Raw genomic sequence first — 16,536 nt, forward strand, 5'->3', positions numbered from 1 at the left:
ACGGGGCCGGCACCCCTCGTGTTTTGACCATCGGGGGGATTTGTGGTGGTCGAGGTCTAGCGGAATGGGGAGGACCCTGTCCATGATCTGAGTTCTCACACAAAGATCATCAATGGGCAGGGTCCTCGATGAGGAGAGTAACGGCTACTGGTGCTGGTGACGGCGAGCTGGGCCGGATCTTGTTGGATGCGTGGCGGCGGGAGTTGTACGAGGGCGTCCTGGTGTCCCGGTCACGGACGTTGTTCACGCTGGTCGACGAGCTGGCCGCCGATCAGGGCCGGTGTGGCTGTCCGGCGCATCTGTCGCTGGGCGCCGTCACCGGGCACGCCGCGGCGTACAGGGCGTTGCGCGACGGTGAGGTGGACACCGGCCGGGCGTTGCGGGCGGCGTGTCGGATCGCCGCTCGGTCCGGCCTGCCCCGGGTGTATGCCGTCGACACCACCGCGTGGCCACGGCCGAACGCGGCCACCAGCCCGGACCGGCAGCCGCAGTACACCCCGGGCGGCCCGCGTGGCGCGGCGCTGATCAGGACCGGGTGGCGGTATCAGCACGTCGTCCGGTTGACGCTGACCCCGGACTCGTGGGTCGTGCCGGTCCTGACCGACCGGATCGCCTCCGGCGACGACCTGGTGGAGGTCACCGTGGACCACATCGCCCGGGTCTGCGCCCAGGACGGGGCCCGCCCGGCCGATCCGTCGCTGTTCCTGCTGGATTCCGGCTATCCCGCGGCCCGGATCACCCATCTGCTGCGCGAGCGCGGGATTCCCGCGGACGTCCTGGTCAGGCTGGCGACCTCGCAGACCATGTGGACCCGACCCGAACGCCGGGCCGCTCACCCACTCGGAGGCCGGCCCCGCCGGCACGGGTTCCGGCTGGCCCTACGCGAACCCGACCTGACCCCGGACGCCGGTGTCAGCGGACCACTCGACATCTACGGCATCGTCACCGTTCGGGCCTGGCATCAGGTCCACCCCAAACTCACCCGCGCCAGCCGCGGATTCACCGACCCGGGTACCCTCCCGATCGTCGAGGGCACCGTGCTACTCGCCCGGGTCCAGCACCTGCGCCCCAGCCGCCGCGCCGGCGACCTCGCACTCTGGTACTCCGGCCACCGCCGCGACCTGCTCACCCTGGTCATGACCTACCTGGCCCGCTTCGACGTCGAGCACTACTTCCGCTACTTGAAAACCACCGCCCAGGCCCCGGACTTCCACCCCCGCCAGCCCGGCACCCTGACCACCTGGCTCCGCCTGCACGCCTACGCCTACCTGCACCTGTTCTGCGCCCGCAACCACATCACCCACCACCGGCTGCCCTGGGAACCCGCCACCACCACAACCCCGACCCCCGGCCAGACACGCCGACAGGTTTCGCCCGCTCTGCGCAACGCCTGGCAACCACCAGGACACGCGAAACCCGGGCACCCCGGACCCGGACGCCCTGCCGGAAGACGCCGCAAACGCCGCACTCGCTATCCGGTCATCCGCAAGAACGCCGTCCACAAGGGCAAATGACAGCCCTCAACCACACCACCACGAACACACCCACACCACACCGCCAGACCACCCTGCCCACAGAACGGTCAAAACACGAGGGGTGCCGGCCCCGGTGACGGGGCCGGCACCCTCGTGCCGCCCGCGGCCCCTGCGGCCTTCGGTCGCGGTTGAGGGTGCTCGTCCCGGTTCGGACCGGTAAGGTGCTCGAATTCCGACGTTTGCCCGGGTGCCGGCCCGGGAAGCAAGCACCGTGACGGACATCTCGGACACCCTGGCCAGCCTGCCCACCGCGGTCGATCCCGATCCGAGCGGCGTCGAGCTGGAACAGACCCTCTTCGAGGTCAAACGCGTGATCGTCGGGCAGGATCGGCTCGTCGAGCGACTGCTCACCGCCCTCGTCGCCGGCGGCCACTGCCTCCTGGAGGGGGTACCCGGCGTGGCGAAGACCCTCGCCGCGCAGACCCTCGCGACAGTGGTCGGCGGGACGTTCTCCCGGATCCAGTTCACCCCGGACCTGGTCCCCTCCGACATCGTCGGCACCCGCATCTACCGGGCGTCGAAGGAGAGCTTCGACGTCGAGCTCGGCCCGATCATGGCCAACCTCGTGCTCGCCGACGAGATCAACCGGGCCCCGGCGAAGGTGCAGTCCGCCCTGCTGGAGGCGATGGCCGAACGGCAGGTCTCCATCGGCGGGCGCGCCTGGCCGGTCCCCGTGCCGTTCCTGGTGCTGGCCACCCAGAATCCGATCGAGTCGGAGGGGGTCTACCAGCTCCCCGAGGCGCAGCGGGACCGGTTCCTCATGAAGATCGTCGTCGACTACCCCGGGGACGCCGACGAGCTGGCCATCCTCTACCGGATGAGCACCGACCGGCCCACCCCGCGCCGGGTCCTCGACCCCGACCGGCTGCGCGCGCTCCAGCGGCGGGCCGGCGACGTCTTCGTGCACCACGCCGTCGCCGAGTACGTCGTGCGGCTGATCCTGGCCACCCGGGACCCGGGCCGGTTCGGGCTGCCCGAGATCGCGCCGCTGCTGGCGTACGGGGCGAGCCCCCGGGCCACCCTCGGCCTGGTCGCCGCCGCCCGCGCCCAGGCCCTGCTGCGGGGCCGCGACCACGTGCTGCCCGAGGACGTCCGGGAACTGGCGGTGGACGTCCTGGCCCACCGGCTGGTGCTCTCCTTCGACGCGGTCGCCGACGGGGTCTCCGCCGAGGCGGTGGTGCACCGGCTGATCCAGGCCGTGCCCCCGCCCCGGGTCGCCGCCCAGCACACCGGATACGCCACCGACCTGGCGGCGGCGTGAGGGGCTTCGCCGGCCCGCCCGCCGGCACCGCCCCGGTGAACCGGGCCGCCGGGGGAGCACGGGCCGCCGGGGGAACGCGGGCCGCCGGGGGAGCCGGGGCGGTGCCGCCGGACCCGACCCTCGCCGACCTCGCGCCGGACCGGCGGCTGCGCCGGCTGGAGCTGACCGTCACCCGCCGCCTCGACGGGCTGCTGCACGGCGAGCACCGGGGCCTGCTGCCCGGCCCCGGCAGCGAGATCGCCGGCAGCCGCGAGTACCGGCCCGGCGAGGACGAGGTGCGCCGGATGGACTGGGCGGTCACCGCCCGGACCACCGTCCCGCACGTCCGCGAGGTCGACGCCGACCGGGAGCTGACCACCTGGCTGCTGGTCGACGCCAGCCCCAGCATGGAGTTCGGCACCGCCGAGCTGGACAAGCGCGAGCTGGCGGTGGCCGCCGTGGCGGCGGTCGGCTTCCTCACGGCGGGCTCCGGCAACCGGCTCGGCGCGCAGCTGCTCGGCGCGCACGGGCTGCGCCGGTTCCCCGCCCGGGGCGGGCGTACCCACCTGCTCGGTCTGCTGCGGGCCCTGCTGGCCGCGCCGCGCGCCGCCGGGACCGACCCGGCCGCCGGCCCGCCCGCCGCGCCCGGCCTCGCCGACGGGCTGGCCGCCGTGGGCCGGGCCGCCACCCGGCGCGGCCTGGTCGTGGTGGTCTCCGACCTCCTCGACGGGCTGCCGGACGACCCGGCGGACCCGCCGCCCTGGGAGGTGGCGCTGCGCCGGCTCGCCGTCCGGCACCAGGTGCTCGCCGTGGAGGTGACCGACCCGCGCGAGCTGGAACTGCCGGACGTCGGCCTGATCACCCTGGTCGACCCGGAGACCGGCCGCCGGCGGGAGGTCTGCACCGGCGACCGCCGGCTGCGGGAGCGGTACGCCGAGGCGGCCCGCGCCCAGCGCGACCAGGTCCGCCAGGTGCTGCGCCGGTGCGGGGCAGCCCACCTGCCGCTGCGCACCGACCGCGACTGGTGCGCCGACATCGTCCGGCACGTGCACGCCCAGCGCCGGCTCGCCCTGGCCCCGGCGGCCAGCGGCACCGGCCGAACGGCCCGCTCCGGAGCGCTGTCGGGAGGTGCCGCGTGAGCTGGGAGTCGCCCCTGCGGCTCTGGCTGCTGCTCGGGGTCGCCGCGCTCGCCGTCGGCTACCTGCTCGCCCAGCGCCGCCACAACCGGTACGCGGTCCGCTTCACCAACCTGCGGCTGCTCGACCGGGTGGCCCCGCACCGCCCGGCCTGGCGGCGGCACGTGCCGGCGGGCCTGTTCCTGGCCATGCTGGCGCTGCTGGTGGTGGGCTTCGCCCGGCCCAGCGCCGAGGTGCGGGTGCCCCGGGAACGGGCCACCGTCATGGTGGCGGTCGACGTGTCCACCTCGATGCTCGCCTCCGACGTGGAGCCGGACCGGCTCAGCGCCGCCAAGGACGCGGCCCGGCGCTTCGTCGACGGCCTGCCCGAGGAGTTCAACGTCGGGCTGGTCGCGTTCGCCGGCAGCGCCGCCGTGCTGGTGCCGCCCGGCACGGACCGCCAGGCCCTGCACGACGGCATCGAACGCCTCGCCGAGGGCAGCACGGGCGTGCAGGGCACCGCCATCGGGGAGGCGATCAACACGTCCCTCGGCGCGGTGCGGGCGCTGGACAGCCAGGCCGCGCAGGACCTGCCGCCGGCCCGGATCATCCTGCTCTCCGACGGCGCGAACACCTCCGGCATGGACCCGATGGAGGCCGCCGCCGAGGCCGTCGACGCGAAGGTGCCGGTGCACACCATCTCGTTCGGCACCCCGTCCGGGTTCGTCGACCGGGGCGGGCGGCCCATCCAGGTGCCGGTGGACGGGCAGACCCTCAAGGCGGTCGCCGACTCCACCGGCGGCGGCTTCCACGAGGCGACCACCCGCGAGGAGCTGCGGGCGGTGTACGACGACATCGGCACCTCCGTCGGCTACCGCACCCAGCGGCAGGACGTCTCCGCCCGGTTCATCGGGCTGGGACTGGTGCTGGCCATGGGGGCCGCGGCGGGATCGATGCGGTGGTTCTCCCGGCTGCCCTGAACCCGGCGGCCCCACCGGCCGGCCCGGTCCGGCCGGACTCCCCGACAGACGTCGACGTGAGGAGCAGCGGATGGCAGTACAGACCGGACTGGGCGAGCCGCGCGGGCCGTGGTTCGTCTCGCCCGAGCTCGACCCCGACGGGCGTGGCCGGCGGGACGTACCCGGTGGGGGCGGGGCCGACCGGCGTCGGACCTGGCAGGGCCGGCTGCTGGCCGCCGCCGGGGTGGTGGCGCTGTCCACCCTGTCCGGCGCGGCGGCGGGCGCGTGGGTCGCCGACCCGGGCGACGTGCCGGGCCCGGAGGCGGCGTCGGCCGCGCCCGTGCCGGCGGAGCTGGTGACCGCCGCCGAGCGCACCGTGCCGGGGGTGGTGTCGGTGCTGGTCGGCGGGGCCGCCGGAAGCTCGGCGACGGGGTCCGGCTTCGCCATCGACGACCAGCAGCACCTGATCACCAACGACCACATCCTCGCCAAGGGCGGCGGCGGGGCGGTGACGGTGGAGCTGCCGGACGGCCGGCGGTTCGCCGCCGAGGTCGTCGGTCGGGAGCCGGGCAGCGACCTGGCCGTGCTGCGGGTGCCGCCGGACGCCGGCCTGGCCCCGCTGCCGCTGGCCAAGCCGGGGGCCACCCGGGTCGGCGAGCCGGTGCTCGCGGTCGGCTCCCCGCTCGGGCTGGCCGGGACCGTGACCGCGGGCATCGTCAGCGCCCTCGACCGTCAGGTGCGCCTCGGCGCGACCCGGCACCGCGCCGTGCAGACCGACGCGTCCATCAACCCGGGCAACTCCGGCGGCCCGCTGGTCAACGCCCGGGGCGAGGTGGTCGGCGTGAACACCGCCATCGCCACCATCGACGGCAGCGGCTCGATCGGCATCGGCTTCGCCATCCCGATCGAGCAGGTGCAGCAGAGCGCCGACGCGATCATCGGGAAGGGCGGCTGACCCCGGGCGGGCCGCCGCCGGGCCCCACGGCCACCCGCCACGCCCGGGCGGGCGCTAGCCTGCTGACGTGGAAGACGGACTGCGGGTGACCGACCGGCTGGTGGTGCCGGCCGCCGAGCTGCGGGAACGCTTCTCCCGCTCGTCGGGCCCGGGCGGGCAGGGCGTCAACACCACCGACTCGCGGGTGGAGCTGAGCTTCGACGTCGCCGGCTCGCCGAGCCTGCCCGAGCCGCTGCGCGCCCGGGCCCTGGACCGCCTGGCCGGCCGGCTCGTCGACGGGGTGCTCACCATCGCCGCCAGCGAGCACCGGGCCCAGCTCGCCAACCGGGAGGCCGCCCGGGAGCGGATGGCGGCCCTGCTGCGCGAGGCGGTCGCCCCGCCGCCCCCGCCGCGCCGCCCGACCCGCCCGTCGCGGGGGGCGAAGGAACGCCGCCTCGCCGACAAGAAGCGCCAGGCGCAGCGCAAGCGCGACCGCCGCGTCGACGGCGACTGACCGCGTCGCGCCCTGCGCCGGCGCGACTGCCACCTCCGCGCGTTGCCCGCCGCGTCGGGGTCTGCTGGAATGGCTCCGGGAGCAACAGGGCCGTCACCGACCGCGCACGACGTCACGTGACAGGAGTCCCTCCACCATGCCCCGAAAGCCCTTCCTCGCCGCCCTCCTCGCCGCCCTCGCGGCCGTGCCGCTGACGTTGCTGCTCGGGCTCGTCGCCGCGCCGCCCGCCCTGCCGGCCGCCGCCGACCCGGTGCGCGTCATGCCGCTGGGTGACTCGATCACCGGCTCGCCCGGCTGCTGGCGTTCCCTGCTCTGGAACCGCCTCCAGTCGACCGGCCACACCGACGTCGACTTCGTCGGCACCCTCGGCCCGCAGGGCTGCGGCCAGCCGTACGACGGCGACAACGAGGGCCACGGCGGATACCTGGTGACGAACGTCGCCAACCAGAACCTGCTGCCCGGCTGGCTCTCCGCCACCGACCCCGACGTCGTGCTCATGCACTTCGGCACCAACGACGTGTGGAGCAACATCCCCCCGGCGACCATCCTGGCCGCGTACTCCAAGCTGGTCGACCAGATGCGGGCCAGCAACCCGGCGATGCGGGTGATCGTCGCGAAGATCATCCCGATGGCCCCCGCGAGCTGCGCCGAGTGCGGGCAGCGGGTGGTGGCGCTCAACAGCGCGATCGACGGCTGGGCGGCGGGCAAGACCACCGCGCAGTCGCCGATCGTGGTCGTCGACCAGTGGACGGGCTTCAGCACCGCCGCCGACACCTACGACGGGGTGCACCCGAACGCCGCCGGCGACCAGAAGATGTCGGACCGCTGGTATCCGGCGTTGGTCGCCGCGCTGACCGGCGGCACCCCGACGGCCACGCCCACGGCCACCCCGACGGCCACCCCCAGCGCGACCCCGTCGGTCACGCCGACGCCCACCCCGACCGTCACGCCGACGCTGTCGCCGCCGGTCACCCCGACCTCGAACCCGGGTGGCGGGTGCACGGCCAGCTACCGGATCGTCGGGCAGTGGCAGGGCGGCTTCCAGGGCGAGGTGACCGTACGCAACACGGGCACCGCGGCGCTGAAGGGCTGGACGGTCCGGTTCGGCTTCGCCGACGGCCAGCGGATCGACCAGGCGTGGAACGCCGACGTGACGCAGAGCGGAACCGCGGTGACCGCGCGGAACGTCAGCTGGAACGGGGCCCTCGCGCCCGGTGCCGAGGCGGCCTTCGGGTTCCTCGGCAGCGCCGGTGCCAGCAACCCGGTGCCGCAGACGAGCTGCGCCGCGTCCTGATCCCCGGCCGCGCCGCGCGCTTCGGGCCGACCGGCCTGCCCTCGCCACCCCCCGTTTCCGTCCCTTTGCTCTGCACCCTGATACGCAACAGTGACCCTCGGTGGCCGCTGCGCCCGTGGGTGCAGAGCAAAGGGGGCGGGTTGTGTCTGGTGAGGCGGCGGGTCGGTCGGTGGAGGCCGGCGCGCGGCGTCGCCGTCAGCGGGCGTGCCCGTGGGCCCGCCCCGGCAGCAGCCAGTGGTTGAAGTCCCAGCCGAAGACCGAGGTGCAGGTCATCCGCTGGATGCCGGGCTTGAAGCCCCAGAGGTCGAGCCGGCCGAGGCCGTGCGCGGCCAGCTCCGCTGCCGCCGGGTCGGTCGTCGCCAGGTCCGTGTCGTCGAGGACCACCAGGCCGGACGGGGCGAGGTGCTTCGGCGCGACCCGGGCGCAGACGGTGCGCGAGGCGCCGTCGATCACCACCACGTCCCAGGGGGCCCCGTCGGCGACCGCCGTCACGTAGGGGGAGTCCGCCGAGCCGTCCCACCAGCCGTCGGCGCAGGGCACGTGCCGGATCTCCCCGTTGGCCGGCTGGGGGAGCTGGGCGAACCAGGCGGCGTCGTGCTCGACGGAGACGATCTCGCCGACCCGGCCGGGCCGGGCGAACCAGGACGTCGACGATCCCGAGCCGTACTCGAACACCCGCACCCCGGGGTGCAGCACGTCGTCCAGCCACCGCACGGCGGAGTAGCTGAGCCAGGGCAGCGGCCGGCCCTCGCCGTCGACGGGCGCCGCCCCCACCGACCGGTGCCAGCCCTGCCCGCGCAGGGTGGCCAGCGCCTCCAGCGACGTCTGCGCCTCGCGGCGGGAGCGGGGGATGCCGGGCGCGGTGCGTCGGATCAGGCCCCGCGCTCGCCCGGCGAGTGATCGTCTGGTCATGGTGCTCCCGTTTCCTCGTCCCGCGGGTACAGGAAGCCAACGAACGGAAAGCGCGAAAGGTGATGAAAGGTGCGAAAAGGGGAGGGTCAGGCGATGCCCAGCGCGGCGAGCAGGCGGGCCCGCAGGCCGGCGGCGCGCTCGGCGAAGCCCCGCTGGGCGGCGGCGTACTCGGCCCGGCCCTCCGGCGTCTCCACCCGCACCGGCGGGTAGCCGAGCGCGGCCAGATCGTAGGGGCTGGCCCGCATGTCCAGCGTGCGGATCTCGCGGGCCAGCGCGAACGCGTCGGCGACCAGCTCGCTGGGCACCAGCGGCGACAGCTTGTAGGCCCACTTGTAGAGATCCATGTTGGCGTGCAGACAGCCCGGCTGCTCCAACTCGTGCTGGCGCTCCCGGGTCGGGGTGAGCACGTTCAGCGGCCGGGCCGGCGCGGTGAAGAACCGGTACGCGTCGAAGTGGCTGCACCGCACGCCCCGCTCCTGCACGACCTCGGCGGTGCGCTCCGGGCTGAGCCGCAGCGGCCACGCGTTGTGGCGTACCTCCTCCTGGGTCTGCCGGTAGACCATCGCCCACTCGTGCATCCCGAAGCAGCCCAGGTGCGCCGGGCGGCCCGCCGTCGCCGTGAGCAGGGCACGGATCCAGTCGACCGACTCGGCCCGTCGGGCGCGTACCACATCGGTGTCGAGGGTGAGCCCGGCGGCGGTGGCGCGGTAGTCCCGGCCGAACTCGGCCGGGTCCGCGCCCCGCAGCACCGCCCCCGCGCCCGGGTGCCAGCGGCGCAGCTGGGCGGGGCGGTGCGAGTAGTAGGTGAAGAGGAAGTCCTCCACCGGGTGCTTGCGCCCGGCGCGGCGGCGGGCCAGGTGCGGGGCCAGCCACCCGTCGACCCGCTCCTCGTGAGCCCGGCGCCGCGCCTGCCAGTCGGCCAGGTCGAGCGGCGCGGCGGGGGCGAGGGCGGCGGTCACCCGACCAGCGTACGACCGCCGCCCGACCGACCCGGCCTCAGGGAACGTCGACCCGGACCCCGGCGGAGAACACCCCGCTGCGCAGCTCCAGCTGCTCGGGCCGGTCGGCGTCGTCGACGGTGAACACCAGCGGCAGCACCAGCCGGCTGCCCGCGGCGAGGGGCTGGCCGAAGACGTCCCGCCCCTGGTTGGCCAGCCGGGTGGCGGCCTCGTCGACGCTGACCCAGGTGCCACCCGGCAGGTACGCCCGCTGCATCTCGCCGTGCCAGGTCTGCTGCTCGGGGGTGAGGTTGCGCACCCCGACCGTGGCCTGGCACTGCCGCCCGGCGATCGACGGCGTCGACGGGCAGGCGACCCGGTAGACGGTGAACTCCAGCGCCTGCTCCCGCAGCGGCACGCCGACCACGCCGGTGGTGCTGGTGCCCACCCACGCGCCGCTGCTCGGCTGCTTGGTCGTGTCGATCGCGGCCACCCGCTGCGTGGCCGTCACCGTCGCGGCGAGCGCCACGCCGGCCAGGACCGCGACGGCCGCCCCCACCACCAGCCACACCGGGGGCCTGCGGCGGCGGCCCACGGCGACCGGCGTGACCGGACGGGACGGCCCGCCCTGGCCGGGTGCCGCCGTCGGGGCCGTGCCGGGGGACCCTGCGCCGGTGCCGGCGTAGACGGTCCCCGCACCGGCGGGCCGGTTCCCCGCGCCGCCGGATCCGGTGCGCCCGGCCGTGGCCCGGGCCCGGCGGCGTCGCTGCCACCACCAGAGCCCGGCGGCCGTGAGCAGGAGCACCCCGGCCAGCGCGGCGAGCAGCGCCGCGGGCCGTCGCCAGGCCGGCGCGTCGGTGGCCTGGGCCGCCGGGACCGGGGAGCGGTCCCAGGTCGCGGTCGCGCAGTCGTACGGCCGGTCGCCGCCGGCCGCGAAGGCGCAGGCGGGCGCGGACAGGGCGCGGCCCGGCGCGGCGGTGGTGAGCGCCGTGTGCAGGGTGGTGGTGCTGCGCGCCGGGAGCCGTAGCTGCCAGGTCACCTCCGTGGTGGTGGCCGAGCGGCTGGTCCGCCCACCGGGCGTGACCCAGGTGGCCGACGTGCCGGGCGGCAGCTCCTGGCGCACCGTGGTGGCCACGGCCATGCTGCTGGCGTTGCGCACCTGGACCTGGTAGCCCGGGGCCGGCGTGCCGGCCGGCGTGACCAGCACCGTCACGGCCGACGCCGCGCCCCGCGTCGGCACGACCACGGACGGGGAGACCAGCGGCGGCGGCGCGGGGGCCGCGGGCGTCGCCGCGGTGCCCGTCGGCGTCGGCGTCGGCGTCAGCGTGGCCGCCGCCGCCCGGAGCACCCCCGGTGGCGCGGCGGTGGCCCGGGGTGCGGTGGCCGGTGGCGCGGCGGCCCGGGGTGCGGTGGCCTCCGGCGCGGCGGGCTCCGGGGCCACCGTGGGCAGCGCCGGAACGGCGGCGAGAATGCCGAGGCAGTGCACGAACACTGCGAGGGCCCTGTGGTGTCGTCTCGATGCAGGCATACGAACGAACCTCCGGTAGCCGACGCTAGGTGCGGCTCCCCGCCGTGCGGGTACGAAGCGGCGAACCCGGCCCGCGGCGGCGGCATCCGGCGTACGCTGGCCCGCCGCGCGCCGGCCCGTGGCCGACGCGCCGGTGCCGCCCCGGCCGGGCGGGCTAGATTGGCCCGGTGCGTATCGCTCGTTTCGCTCATGCCAAGGGAATGTCGTTCGGGGTCGTCGAGGGCGAACCGGGGGCGGGCCCCGAGGGCCTGACCGTCGCCGAGATCGAGGGTCACCCGTTCGGCCAGATCCAGTTCAGCGGCGCCCGGTGGGCGCTCTCCGACGTCCGGCTGCTCTCCCCGATCCTGCCCAGCAAGGTGGTCTGCGTCGGCCGCAACTACGCCGAGCACGCCGCCGAGCTGGGCAACGACGTGCCCAAGGAGCCGCTGCTGTTCCTCAAGCCGTCCACCTCCGTGATCGGGCCCCGGGACGCCATCCGGCTGCCGATCTTCTCCAAGCAGGTCGAGCACGAGGCCGAGCTGGCCGTGGTGATCGGCGCGCCGGGCGCCCGCCGGGCCGACCGGGCCGCCGCCGAGCGGGCCATCTTCGGCTACACCTGCGCCAACGACGTCACCGCGCGGGACCTCCAGCGTTCCGACGGGCAGTGGACCCGGGCCAAGGGCTTCGACTCGTTCTGCCCCATCGGCCCGTGGATCACCACGGGGCTCGACGTGACCGACCTGGAGGTCCGCTGCGAGGTCGGCCGCAACCCGGAGGAGATGGAGGTACGCCAGCTCGGCCGCACCCGGGACATGGTCTTCGACGTGCCGGCGCTGGTGTCGTACGTCTCGCACGTGATGACGCTGCTCCCCGGCGACGTGGTCCTCACCGGCACGCCGGCCGGGGTTAGCCCGCTCACGGAGGGGGATACGGTCACCGTGCGTATCGAGGGGATCGGGGAGCTGAGCAACCCGGTCGTCCCGGTGACCTGAGCCGTCGGAAGCCCGAAGCCGCAGGCCAGATGCGGTTTCGGGCCCCCGATTTGGCCTGTGGGGGGCGGGAGGGTAAAGTTTCTCTCCGGTGCCGCAAGGCACCGAACGGCACCGCGAGGTGCCAATGGGGTATGGGGTAATTGGCAGCCCGACTGATTCTGGTTCAGTTAGTCTAGGTTCGAGTCCTGGTACCCCAGCAACCGGCGTTCGCGAGAGTGACCGGTCGCTGGATCACATCGGAGAGCGTTCCGGCCCGCGCGAGCAGGCAGGGGCGATCGACCGGTAGTGTTCAGTGGCACCGCCCGGCAGGGCGGTGGAGCAAGGCAGGTTCTGGCCCCGTCGTCTAGCGGCCCAGGACGCCGCCCTCTCAAGGCGGTAGCGCGGGTTCGAATCCCGTCGGGGCTACAGGTGTATCCAGCCCGTCTCACTGCGGTGAGGCGGGCTGATTTGCGTCCCGGGCCCGCCCGCGGCGGTCCTCTCGGCATGGTCTTCCCGTCGGCGCCGCCTTCGCGTTCCGTCCACCCCTGCGCGCGCGGCCCGGGGACCCGTCGCTAGACTACAGCGGCACCGTCCGGCAGGGCGGTGAAGCAGGAAAGTTCTGGCCCCGTCGTCTAGCGGCCCAGGACGCCGCCCTCTCAAGGCGGTAGCGCGGGTTCGAATCCCGTCGGGGCTACACCCAGGAAGGCCCGTCTCACCCCGGTGAGCCGGGCCTTTCCCCGTCCCACCCCCGTCCCGCCCACCGGCACGGGAGGGGCGGAACAGGGGTGGGGGTCGGGGTCAGAGGCCGCTCAGGCGTTGGCCGGCTCGGACGACGGCCATGGCGTGACGTTCGCCGGGGCGGCGGCCGAGGCGCTCGATGGGGCCGGAGATGCTGATCGCGGCGATCACCCGGCCCGTGCGGTCCCGGATCGGGGCCGAGACGCTCGCCACACCCGCCTCCCGCTCGGCGACGCTCTGCGCCCAGCCGCGCCGGCGCACCTCGGCGAGGGTGCGCCCGGTGAACTTCGACCGGGGCAGCAGCGGCATCACCGCCTCCGGCGGCTCCCAGGCCAGCAGGATCTGCGCCGCCGAACCGGCGGTCATCGGCAGCACCGAGCCCACCGGGACGGTGTCCCGCAGCCCGCTGGCCCGCTCGGCGGCGGCCACGCAGATCCGCTCGTCCGCGCGGCGCAGGTAGAGCTGGGCGCTCTCCCCGGTGGCGTCGCGCAGCGCGGCCAGCAGCGGCTCCGCCGCCGTCAGCAGCACGTCCGGCGCGGCGTTGGCGAGCTCACCGAGCCGGGGCCCGGGGCGCCAGCGGCCCTGGGTGTCCCGGACCAGCATCCGGTGGATCTCCAGCGCCTGTGCCAGCCGGTGCGCGGTGGCCCGGGGCAGCTTGGTGCGTTCAACGAGTTCGGCCAGGCTGGCGCCGTCGACACAGGCGGCCAGGATGACCACCGCCTTGTCGAGAACGCCGACACCGCTCATACTGTGTCCCACAAGCCGAAATTTACCTCCCAGAATTTAGGATGTCCAGATGGTGGGAGACACTCGACCGAGGACCCTGGCCGAGAAGGTCTGGGACGCGCACGTCGTCCGGTCCGCCGACGGTGAACCGGACCTGCTCTACATCGACCTGCACCTGCTGCACGAGGTCACCAGCCCGCAGGCCTTCGACGGCCTGCGGCTCGCCGGCCGCCCCGTGCGCCGCACCGACCTCACGCTCGCGACCGAGGACCACAACACCCCCACGGGGTACGCCGACCCGGCGTTCTCGCAGCGGCGCGGCGACCTGCTCACGATCGCGGACCCCACCTCCCGCACCCAGATCGAGACGCTGCGCCGCAACTGCGCCGAGTTCGGCGTGCGGCTGCACCCGCTCGGCGACGCCAACCAGGGCATCGTGCACGTCATCGGCCCGCAGCTCGGCGTCACCCAGCCCGGCATGACGATCGTCTGTGGCGATTCCCACACCGCCACCCACGGCGCCTTCGGCGCGCTCGCGTTCGGCATCGGCACCAGCGAGGTCGAGCACGTGCTGGCCACCCAGACCCTGCCGCAGGCCCGCCCGAAGACGATGGCCGTGAACGTCACCGGCCAGCTCGGCCCCGGCGTCACCGCCAAGGACCTGGTGCTCGCCCTCATCGCCCAGGTCGGCACCGGCGGTGGGCGGGGTCACATCGTGGAGTACCGGGGCGAGGCGATCCGCGCGCTCTCCATGGAGGGGCGGATGACCGTCGCCAACATGTCGATCGAGTGGGGTGCCAAGGCCGGCATGATCGCGCCGGACGAGACCACGTTCGCGTACCTCAAGGGGCGGCCGAACGCGCCCCAGGGGGCCGACTGGGACGCGGCGGTGGAGTACTGGCGGAGCCTGCCCACCGACGACGGCGCGACGTTCGACGCCGAGGTGACCCTCGACGCGAGCCGGATCACGCCGTTCGTGACCTGGGGCACGAACCCGGGCCAGGGCGCGCCGCTGGGCGCTGCCGTCCCCGACCCGGAGGCGTTCGCCGGCGAGTCCGAGCGGGCCGCCGCCCGCCGCGCGCTGGAGTACATGGACCTCACCCCCGGCACCCCGCTGCGCGACCTCTCCGTCGACGTGGTCTTCGTCGGCTCCTGCACCAACGGCCGCCTGGAGGACCTCCGCGCCGCCGCCGACGTGCTGCGCGGACACACGGTCGCCGACGGCGTACGGATGCTCGTGGTGCCCGGCTCGGCCGCCGTCCGGGAGGCCGCCGAGGCCGAGGGGCTGGACAAGGTCTTCACCGACGCCGGGGCCGAGTGGCGGTTCGCCGGCTGCTCGATGTGCCTGGGCATGAACCCGGACACGCTCGCCCCGGGTGAGCGTTCCGCCTCGACCTCCAACCGCAACTTCGAGGGCCGCCAGGGCCGGGGCGGACGCACCCACCTGGTGTCGCCGCCGGTCGCCGCCGCCACCGCCGTGGTCGGCCGGCTCGCCGCCCCCGCAGACCTGTAGAAGGGCAGCCGCACAGATGGACAAGTTCACCGTGCACACCGGCACCGCCGTGCCGCTGCGCCGCTCCAACGTGGACACGGATCAGATCATCCCCGCCGTGTACCTCAAGCGGGTGACCCGGACGGGATTCGCCGACGGGCTCTTCAACGCGTGGCGGGAGGATCCCTCATTCGTGTTGAACGATGCCGCGTATTCGGGTGCGTCGATTCTTGTGGCGGGCCCGGAGTTCGGCACGGGGTCGTCCCGGGAGCACGCCGTGTGGGCGCTGCGCGACTGGGGGTTCAAGGCGGTGGTCTCGCCCCGCTTCGGTGACATCTTCCGCGGCAATGCCCTCAAGGAGGGGCTGCTGCCGGTCGAGTTGGAATTGCGGGCCGTCGAGGAGCTGTGGGCCCTCGTCGAGTCCGACCCGGCGACCCCGGTCACCGTCGACCTGACGTCCCGTGAGGTCCGGGCCGGGGACGCCACCTGGTCCTTCCCCCTCGACGACTTCAGCCGTTGGCGGCTGATGGAGGGGTTGGATGACATTGGACTCACACTTCGACACGAGGCCGACATCACCTCATACGAGCGCGGCCGGAGCCCGTTCCTGCCCTCCGTGGCATAGCCGTACGCCCGATCCCGCATCGGTTTCCGCCCCCACCGGCCCCGCCGGTGGGGGCGAATCCGTTACGACACAAGGGCTTTTTTCCACCGAATGTTTGTGTCCAGGCAGCACAGGGCATACCGTGCGCGCAGAATGGCTCGCGTCGAGTCAGTTGCACAATCGGGAGGAAGTAGTGAACAAGGCCGAGCTCATCGAGGCGCTCGCCGTTCGCCTGGGGGACCGGAAGACGGCGACGGCCGCGCTCGACGCGGTCCTCGCTGAGGTCCAGGCGGCGGTCACCAAGGGCGAGAAGGTGGCGATCACCGGATTCGGAGCGTTCGAGAAGCGCGTCCGGGGTGCGCGAACAGCGCGCAACCCGCGTACCGGCGAGGCGGTGAAGGTCAAGAAGACATCCGTCCCGACCTTCCGGGCCGGCGCCGGTTTCAAGGAGATGGTGGCCAGCGGGAAGGTGCCGAAGGCCACGGTGGCGGCGAAGAAGACCGCCACCGCCGCCACCAAGGCCACGACCGCCAAGGCCACCACGGCCAAGGCGGCCGGGACCAAGGCCACCACGGCCAAGGCCACCACCGCGAAGGCGGCCGGGGCCAAGGCCACCGGGGCGAAGGCCACCACGGCCAAGGCGGCGGGGGCCAAGGCGGCGGGGGCGAAGGCCACCACCGCGAAGGCCGCCGCGACGAAGAAGGCCGCCCCGGCGAAGGCGACCAAGACGACGGCGGCCAAGACCGCCACGAAGAAGGCCGCCCCGGCGAAGAAGTCGGCGGCGGCGACCAAGTCGACCGCGGCGAAGAAGACCACCACGGCGGCGACCAAGAGCACCACGGCCAAGAGCACGGCGGCCAAGAAGGCGCCGGCGAAGAAGTCCCCGGCCAAGAAGGCGGCCACCAAGCGCTGACCGGCCGGCACCGTCCCGCGGGGCGTCCACCCGAACGGTGGGCGCCCCGCGGCGTGCCTGGGTGGGGCAGCGTCGCTCTCCGACCGTTGACCGACGGCGTGCCACGCGCGGAGAATCGCCGAACCCCTCACCGGTCGGCGAAAG

Annotated in this window: 15 protein-coding genes and 3 tRNA genes; 14 read left to right on the forward strand and 4 right to left on the reverse strand. The window is 74.5% G+C overall.

Annotated elements, in window-relative coordinates; all coding sequences use genetic code 11:
- Positions 1 to 128 precede the first annotated feature (128 nt).
- The 7 genes from O7633_RS27885 (at position 129) to O7633_RS27915 (ending at position 7,591) form a co-directional block, all read left to right on the forward strand.
- Positions 129 to 1,514: a hypothetical protein gene (locus O7633_RS27885; protein WP_282323395.1), complete on the forward strand. Its 1,386-nt coding sequence runs from the start codon at positions 129 to 131 to the stop codon at positions 1,512 to 1,514.
- Between the two features lie 232 nt (positions 1,515 to 1,746).
- A complete protein-coding gene (locus O7633_RS27890; RefSeq protein ID WP_074473774.1) occupies positions 1,747 to 2,796 on the forward strand; it encodes a MoxR family ATPase in 1,050 nt (349 codons plus the stop codon).
- A 101-nt stretch (positions 2,797 to 2,897) separates the two neighbouring features.
- Positions 2,898 to 3,914 (forward strand): DUF58 domain-containing protein, encoded by a 1,017-nt coding sequence (locus tag O7633_RS27895; protein ID WP_282328664.1) that lies wholly within the window; start codon positions 2,898 to 2,900, stop codon positions 3,912 to 3,914.
- Positions 3,911 to 4,870: a VWA domain-containing protein gene (locus O7633_RS27900; protein ID WP_282324523.1), complete on the forward strand. Its 960-nt coding sequence runs from the start codon at positions 3,911 to 3,913 to the stop codon at positions 4,868 to 4,870. Before O7633_RS27895 ends, O7633_RS27900 begins: the two co-directional genes overlap by 4 nt.
- A gap of 70 nt (positions 4,871 to 4,940) precedes the next feature.
- Complete coding sequence (locus O7633_RS27905; RefSeq protein ID WP_278132850.1) at positions 4,941 to 5,804, forward strand: trypsin-like peptidase domain-containing protein; 864 nt, start codon at positions 4,941 to 4,943, stop codon at positions 5,802 to 5,804.
- Between the two features lie 67 nt (positions 5,805 to 5,871).
- Positions 5,872 to 6,297 (forward strand): alternative ribosome rescue aminoacyl-tRNA hydrolase ArfB, encoded by a 426-nt coding sequence (gene arfB / locus O7633_RS27910; RefSeq protein ID WP_282324524.1) that lies wholly within the window; start codon positions 5,872 to 5,874, stop codon positions 6,295 to 6,297.
- Between the two features lie 136 nt (positions 6,298 to 6,433).
- Positions 6,434 to 7,591, forward strand: coding sequence for a cellulose binding domain-containing protein (locus tag O7633_RS27915; RefSeq protein WP_282324526.1), 1,158 nt, complete (start codon positions 6,434 to 6,436; stop codon positions 7,589 to 7,591).
- A gap of 195 nt (positions 7,592 to 7,786) precedes the next feature.
- Here the strand turns inward: O7633_RS27915 and O7633_RS27920 are convergent, their stop codons facing one another.
- The 3 genes from O7633_RS27920 to O7633_RS27930 all read right to left on the reverse strand — a co-directional run bounded on the left by O7633_RS27920 (position 7,787) and on the right by O7633_RS27930 (position 10,969).
- Complete coding sequence (locus O7633_RS27920; protein WP_178063765.1) at positions 7,787 to 8,503, reverse strand: hypothetical protein; 717 nt, start codon at positions 8,501 to 8,503, stop codon at positions 7,787 to 7,789.
- Between the two features lie 86 nt (positions 8,504 to 8,589).
- Positions 8,590 to 9,462 (reverse strand): 3-methyladenine DNA glycosylase, encoded by an 873-nt coding sequence (locus O7633_RS27925; RefSeq protein WP_282324527.1) that lies wholly within the window; start codon positions 9,460 to 9,462, stop codon positions 8,590 to 8,592.
- A gap of 37 nt (positions 9,463 to 9,499) precedes the next feature.
- Entirely contained in the window at positions 9,500 to 10,969 is a 1,470-nt protein-coding gene (locus O7633_RS27930) for a hypothetical protein (RefSeq protein WP_282324528.1), read from the reverse strand.
- Between the two features lie 167 nt (positions 10,970 to 11,136).
- Here O7633_RS27930 and O7633_RS27935 point away from each other — a divergent pair, with 167 nt between their 5' ends.
- The 4 genes from O7633_RS27935 (at position 11,137) to O7633_RS27950 (ending at position 12,613) form a co-directional block, all read left to right on the forward strand.
- Complete coding sequence (locus O7633_RS27935; protein ID WP_278132854.1) at positions 11,137 to 11,940, forward strand: fumarylacetoacetate hydrolase family protein; 804 nt, start codon at positions 11,137 to 11,139, stop codon at positions 11,938 to 11,940.
- Between the two features lie 125 nt (positions 11,941 to 12,065).
- Positions 12,066 to 12,137 (forward strand) — tRNA-Gln (locus O7633_RS27940).
- 135 nt (positions 12,138 to 12,272) lie between these two features.
- Positions 12,273 to 12,345, forward strand: a tRNA-Glu gene (locus O7633_RS27945).
- A 195-nt stretch (positions 12,346 to 12,540) separates the two neighbouring features.
- A tRNA-Glu gene (locus O7633_RS27950) sits at positions 12,541 to 12,613 on the forward strand.
- A 104-nt stretch (positions 12,614 to 12,717) separates the two neighbouring features.
- Here O7633_RS27950 and O7633_RS27955 read toward each other — a convergent pair.
- Positions 12,718 to 13,404 (reverse strand): IclR family transcriptional regulator, encoded by a 687-nt coding sequence (locus O7633_RS27955; protein WP_013284529.1) that lies wholly within the window; start codon positions 13,402 to 13,404, stop codon positions 12,718 to 12,720.
- A 49-nt stretch (positions 13,405 to 13,453) separates the two neighbouring features.
- On the opposite strand from O7633_RS27955, the gene leuC reads away from it, so the two are divergent.
- The 3 genes from leuC (at position 13,454) to O7633_RS27970 (ending at position 16,392) form a co-directional block, all read left to right on the forward strand.
- On the forward strand, positions 13,454 to 14,896 hold the full coding sequence (gene leuC / locus O7633_RS27960) for a 3-isopropylmalate dehydratase large subunit (RefSeq protein ID WP_178063768.1): 1,443 nt from the start codon (positions 13,454 to 13,456) through the stop codon (positions 14,894 to 14,896).
- Positions 14,897 to 14,912: 16 nt separating this feature from the next.
- Positions 14,913 to 15,500 carry a 3-isopropylmalate dehydratase small subunit gene (leuD, locus tag O7633_RS27965; protein WP_282324529.1) on the forward strand — a complete coding sequence of 196 codons (588 nt, stop codon included), beginning with the start codon at positions 14,913 to 14,915 and terminating at the stop codon, positions 15,498 to 15,500.
- A 172-nt stretch (positions 15,501 to 15,672) separates the two neighbouring features.
- A complete protein-coding gene (locus O7633_RS27970; protein WP_178063769.1) occupies positions 15,673 to 16,392 on the forward strand; it encodes an HU family DNA-binding protein in 720 nt (239 codons plus the stop codon).
- Positions 16,393 to 16,536 lie beyond the last annotated feature (144 nt).

It is taken from the genome of Micromonospora sp. WMMD712, assembly GCF_029581295.1.
GTDB classification, from domain to species: domain Bacteria; phylum Actinomycetota; class Actinomycetes; order Mycobacteriales; family Micromonosporaceae; genus Micromonospora; species Micromonospora carbonacea.

Coding starts and splice junctions, on each gene's coding strand:
- O7633_RS27920 (WP_178063765.1), bottom strand. CDS start 8,503: ATGACCAGACGATCACTCGCCGGGCGAGCGCGGGGCCTGATCCGACGC.
- leuD (WP_282324529.1), top strand. CDS start 14,913: ATGGACAAGTTCACCGTGCACACCGGCACCGCCGTGCCGCTGCGCCGC.
- O7633_RS27885 (WP_282323395.1), top strand. CDS start 129: ATGAGGAGAGTAACGGCTACTGGTGCTGGTGACGGCGAGCTGGGCCGG.
- O7633_RS27955 (WP_013284529.1), bottom strand. CDS start 13,404: ATGAGCGGTGTCGGCGTTCTCGACAAGGCGGTGGTCATCCTGGCCGCC.
- O7633_RS27905 (WP_278132850.1), top strand. CDS start 4,941: ATGGCAGTACAGACCGGACTGGGCGAGCCGCGCGGGCCGTGGTTCGTC.
- O7633_RS27930 (WP_282324528.1), bottom strand. CDS start 10,969: ATGCCTGCATCGAGACGACACCACAGGGCCCTCGCAGTGTTCGTGCAC.
- O7633_RS27915 (WP_282324526.1), top strand. CDS start 6,434: ATGCCCCGAAAGCCCTTCCTCGCCGCCCTCCTCGCCGCCCTCGCGGCC.
- leuC (WP_178063768.1), top strand. CDS start 13,454: ATGGTGGGAGACACTCGACCGAGGACCCTGGCCGAGAAGGTCTGGGAC.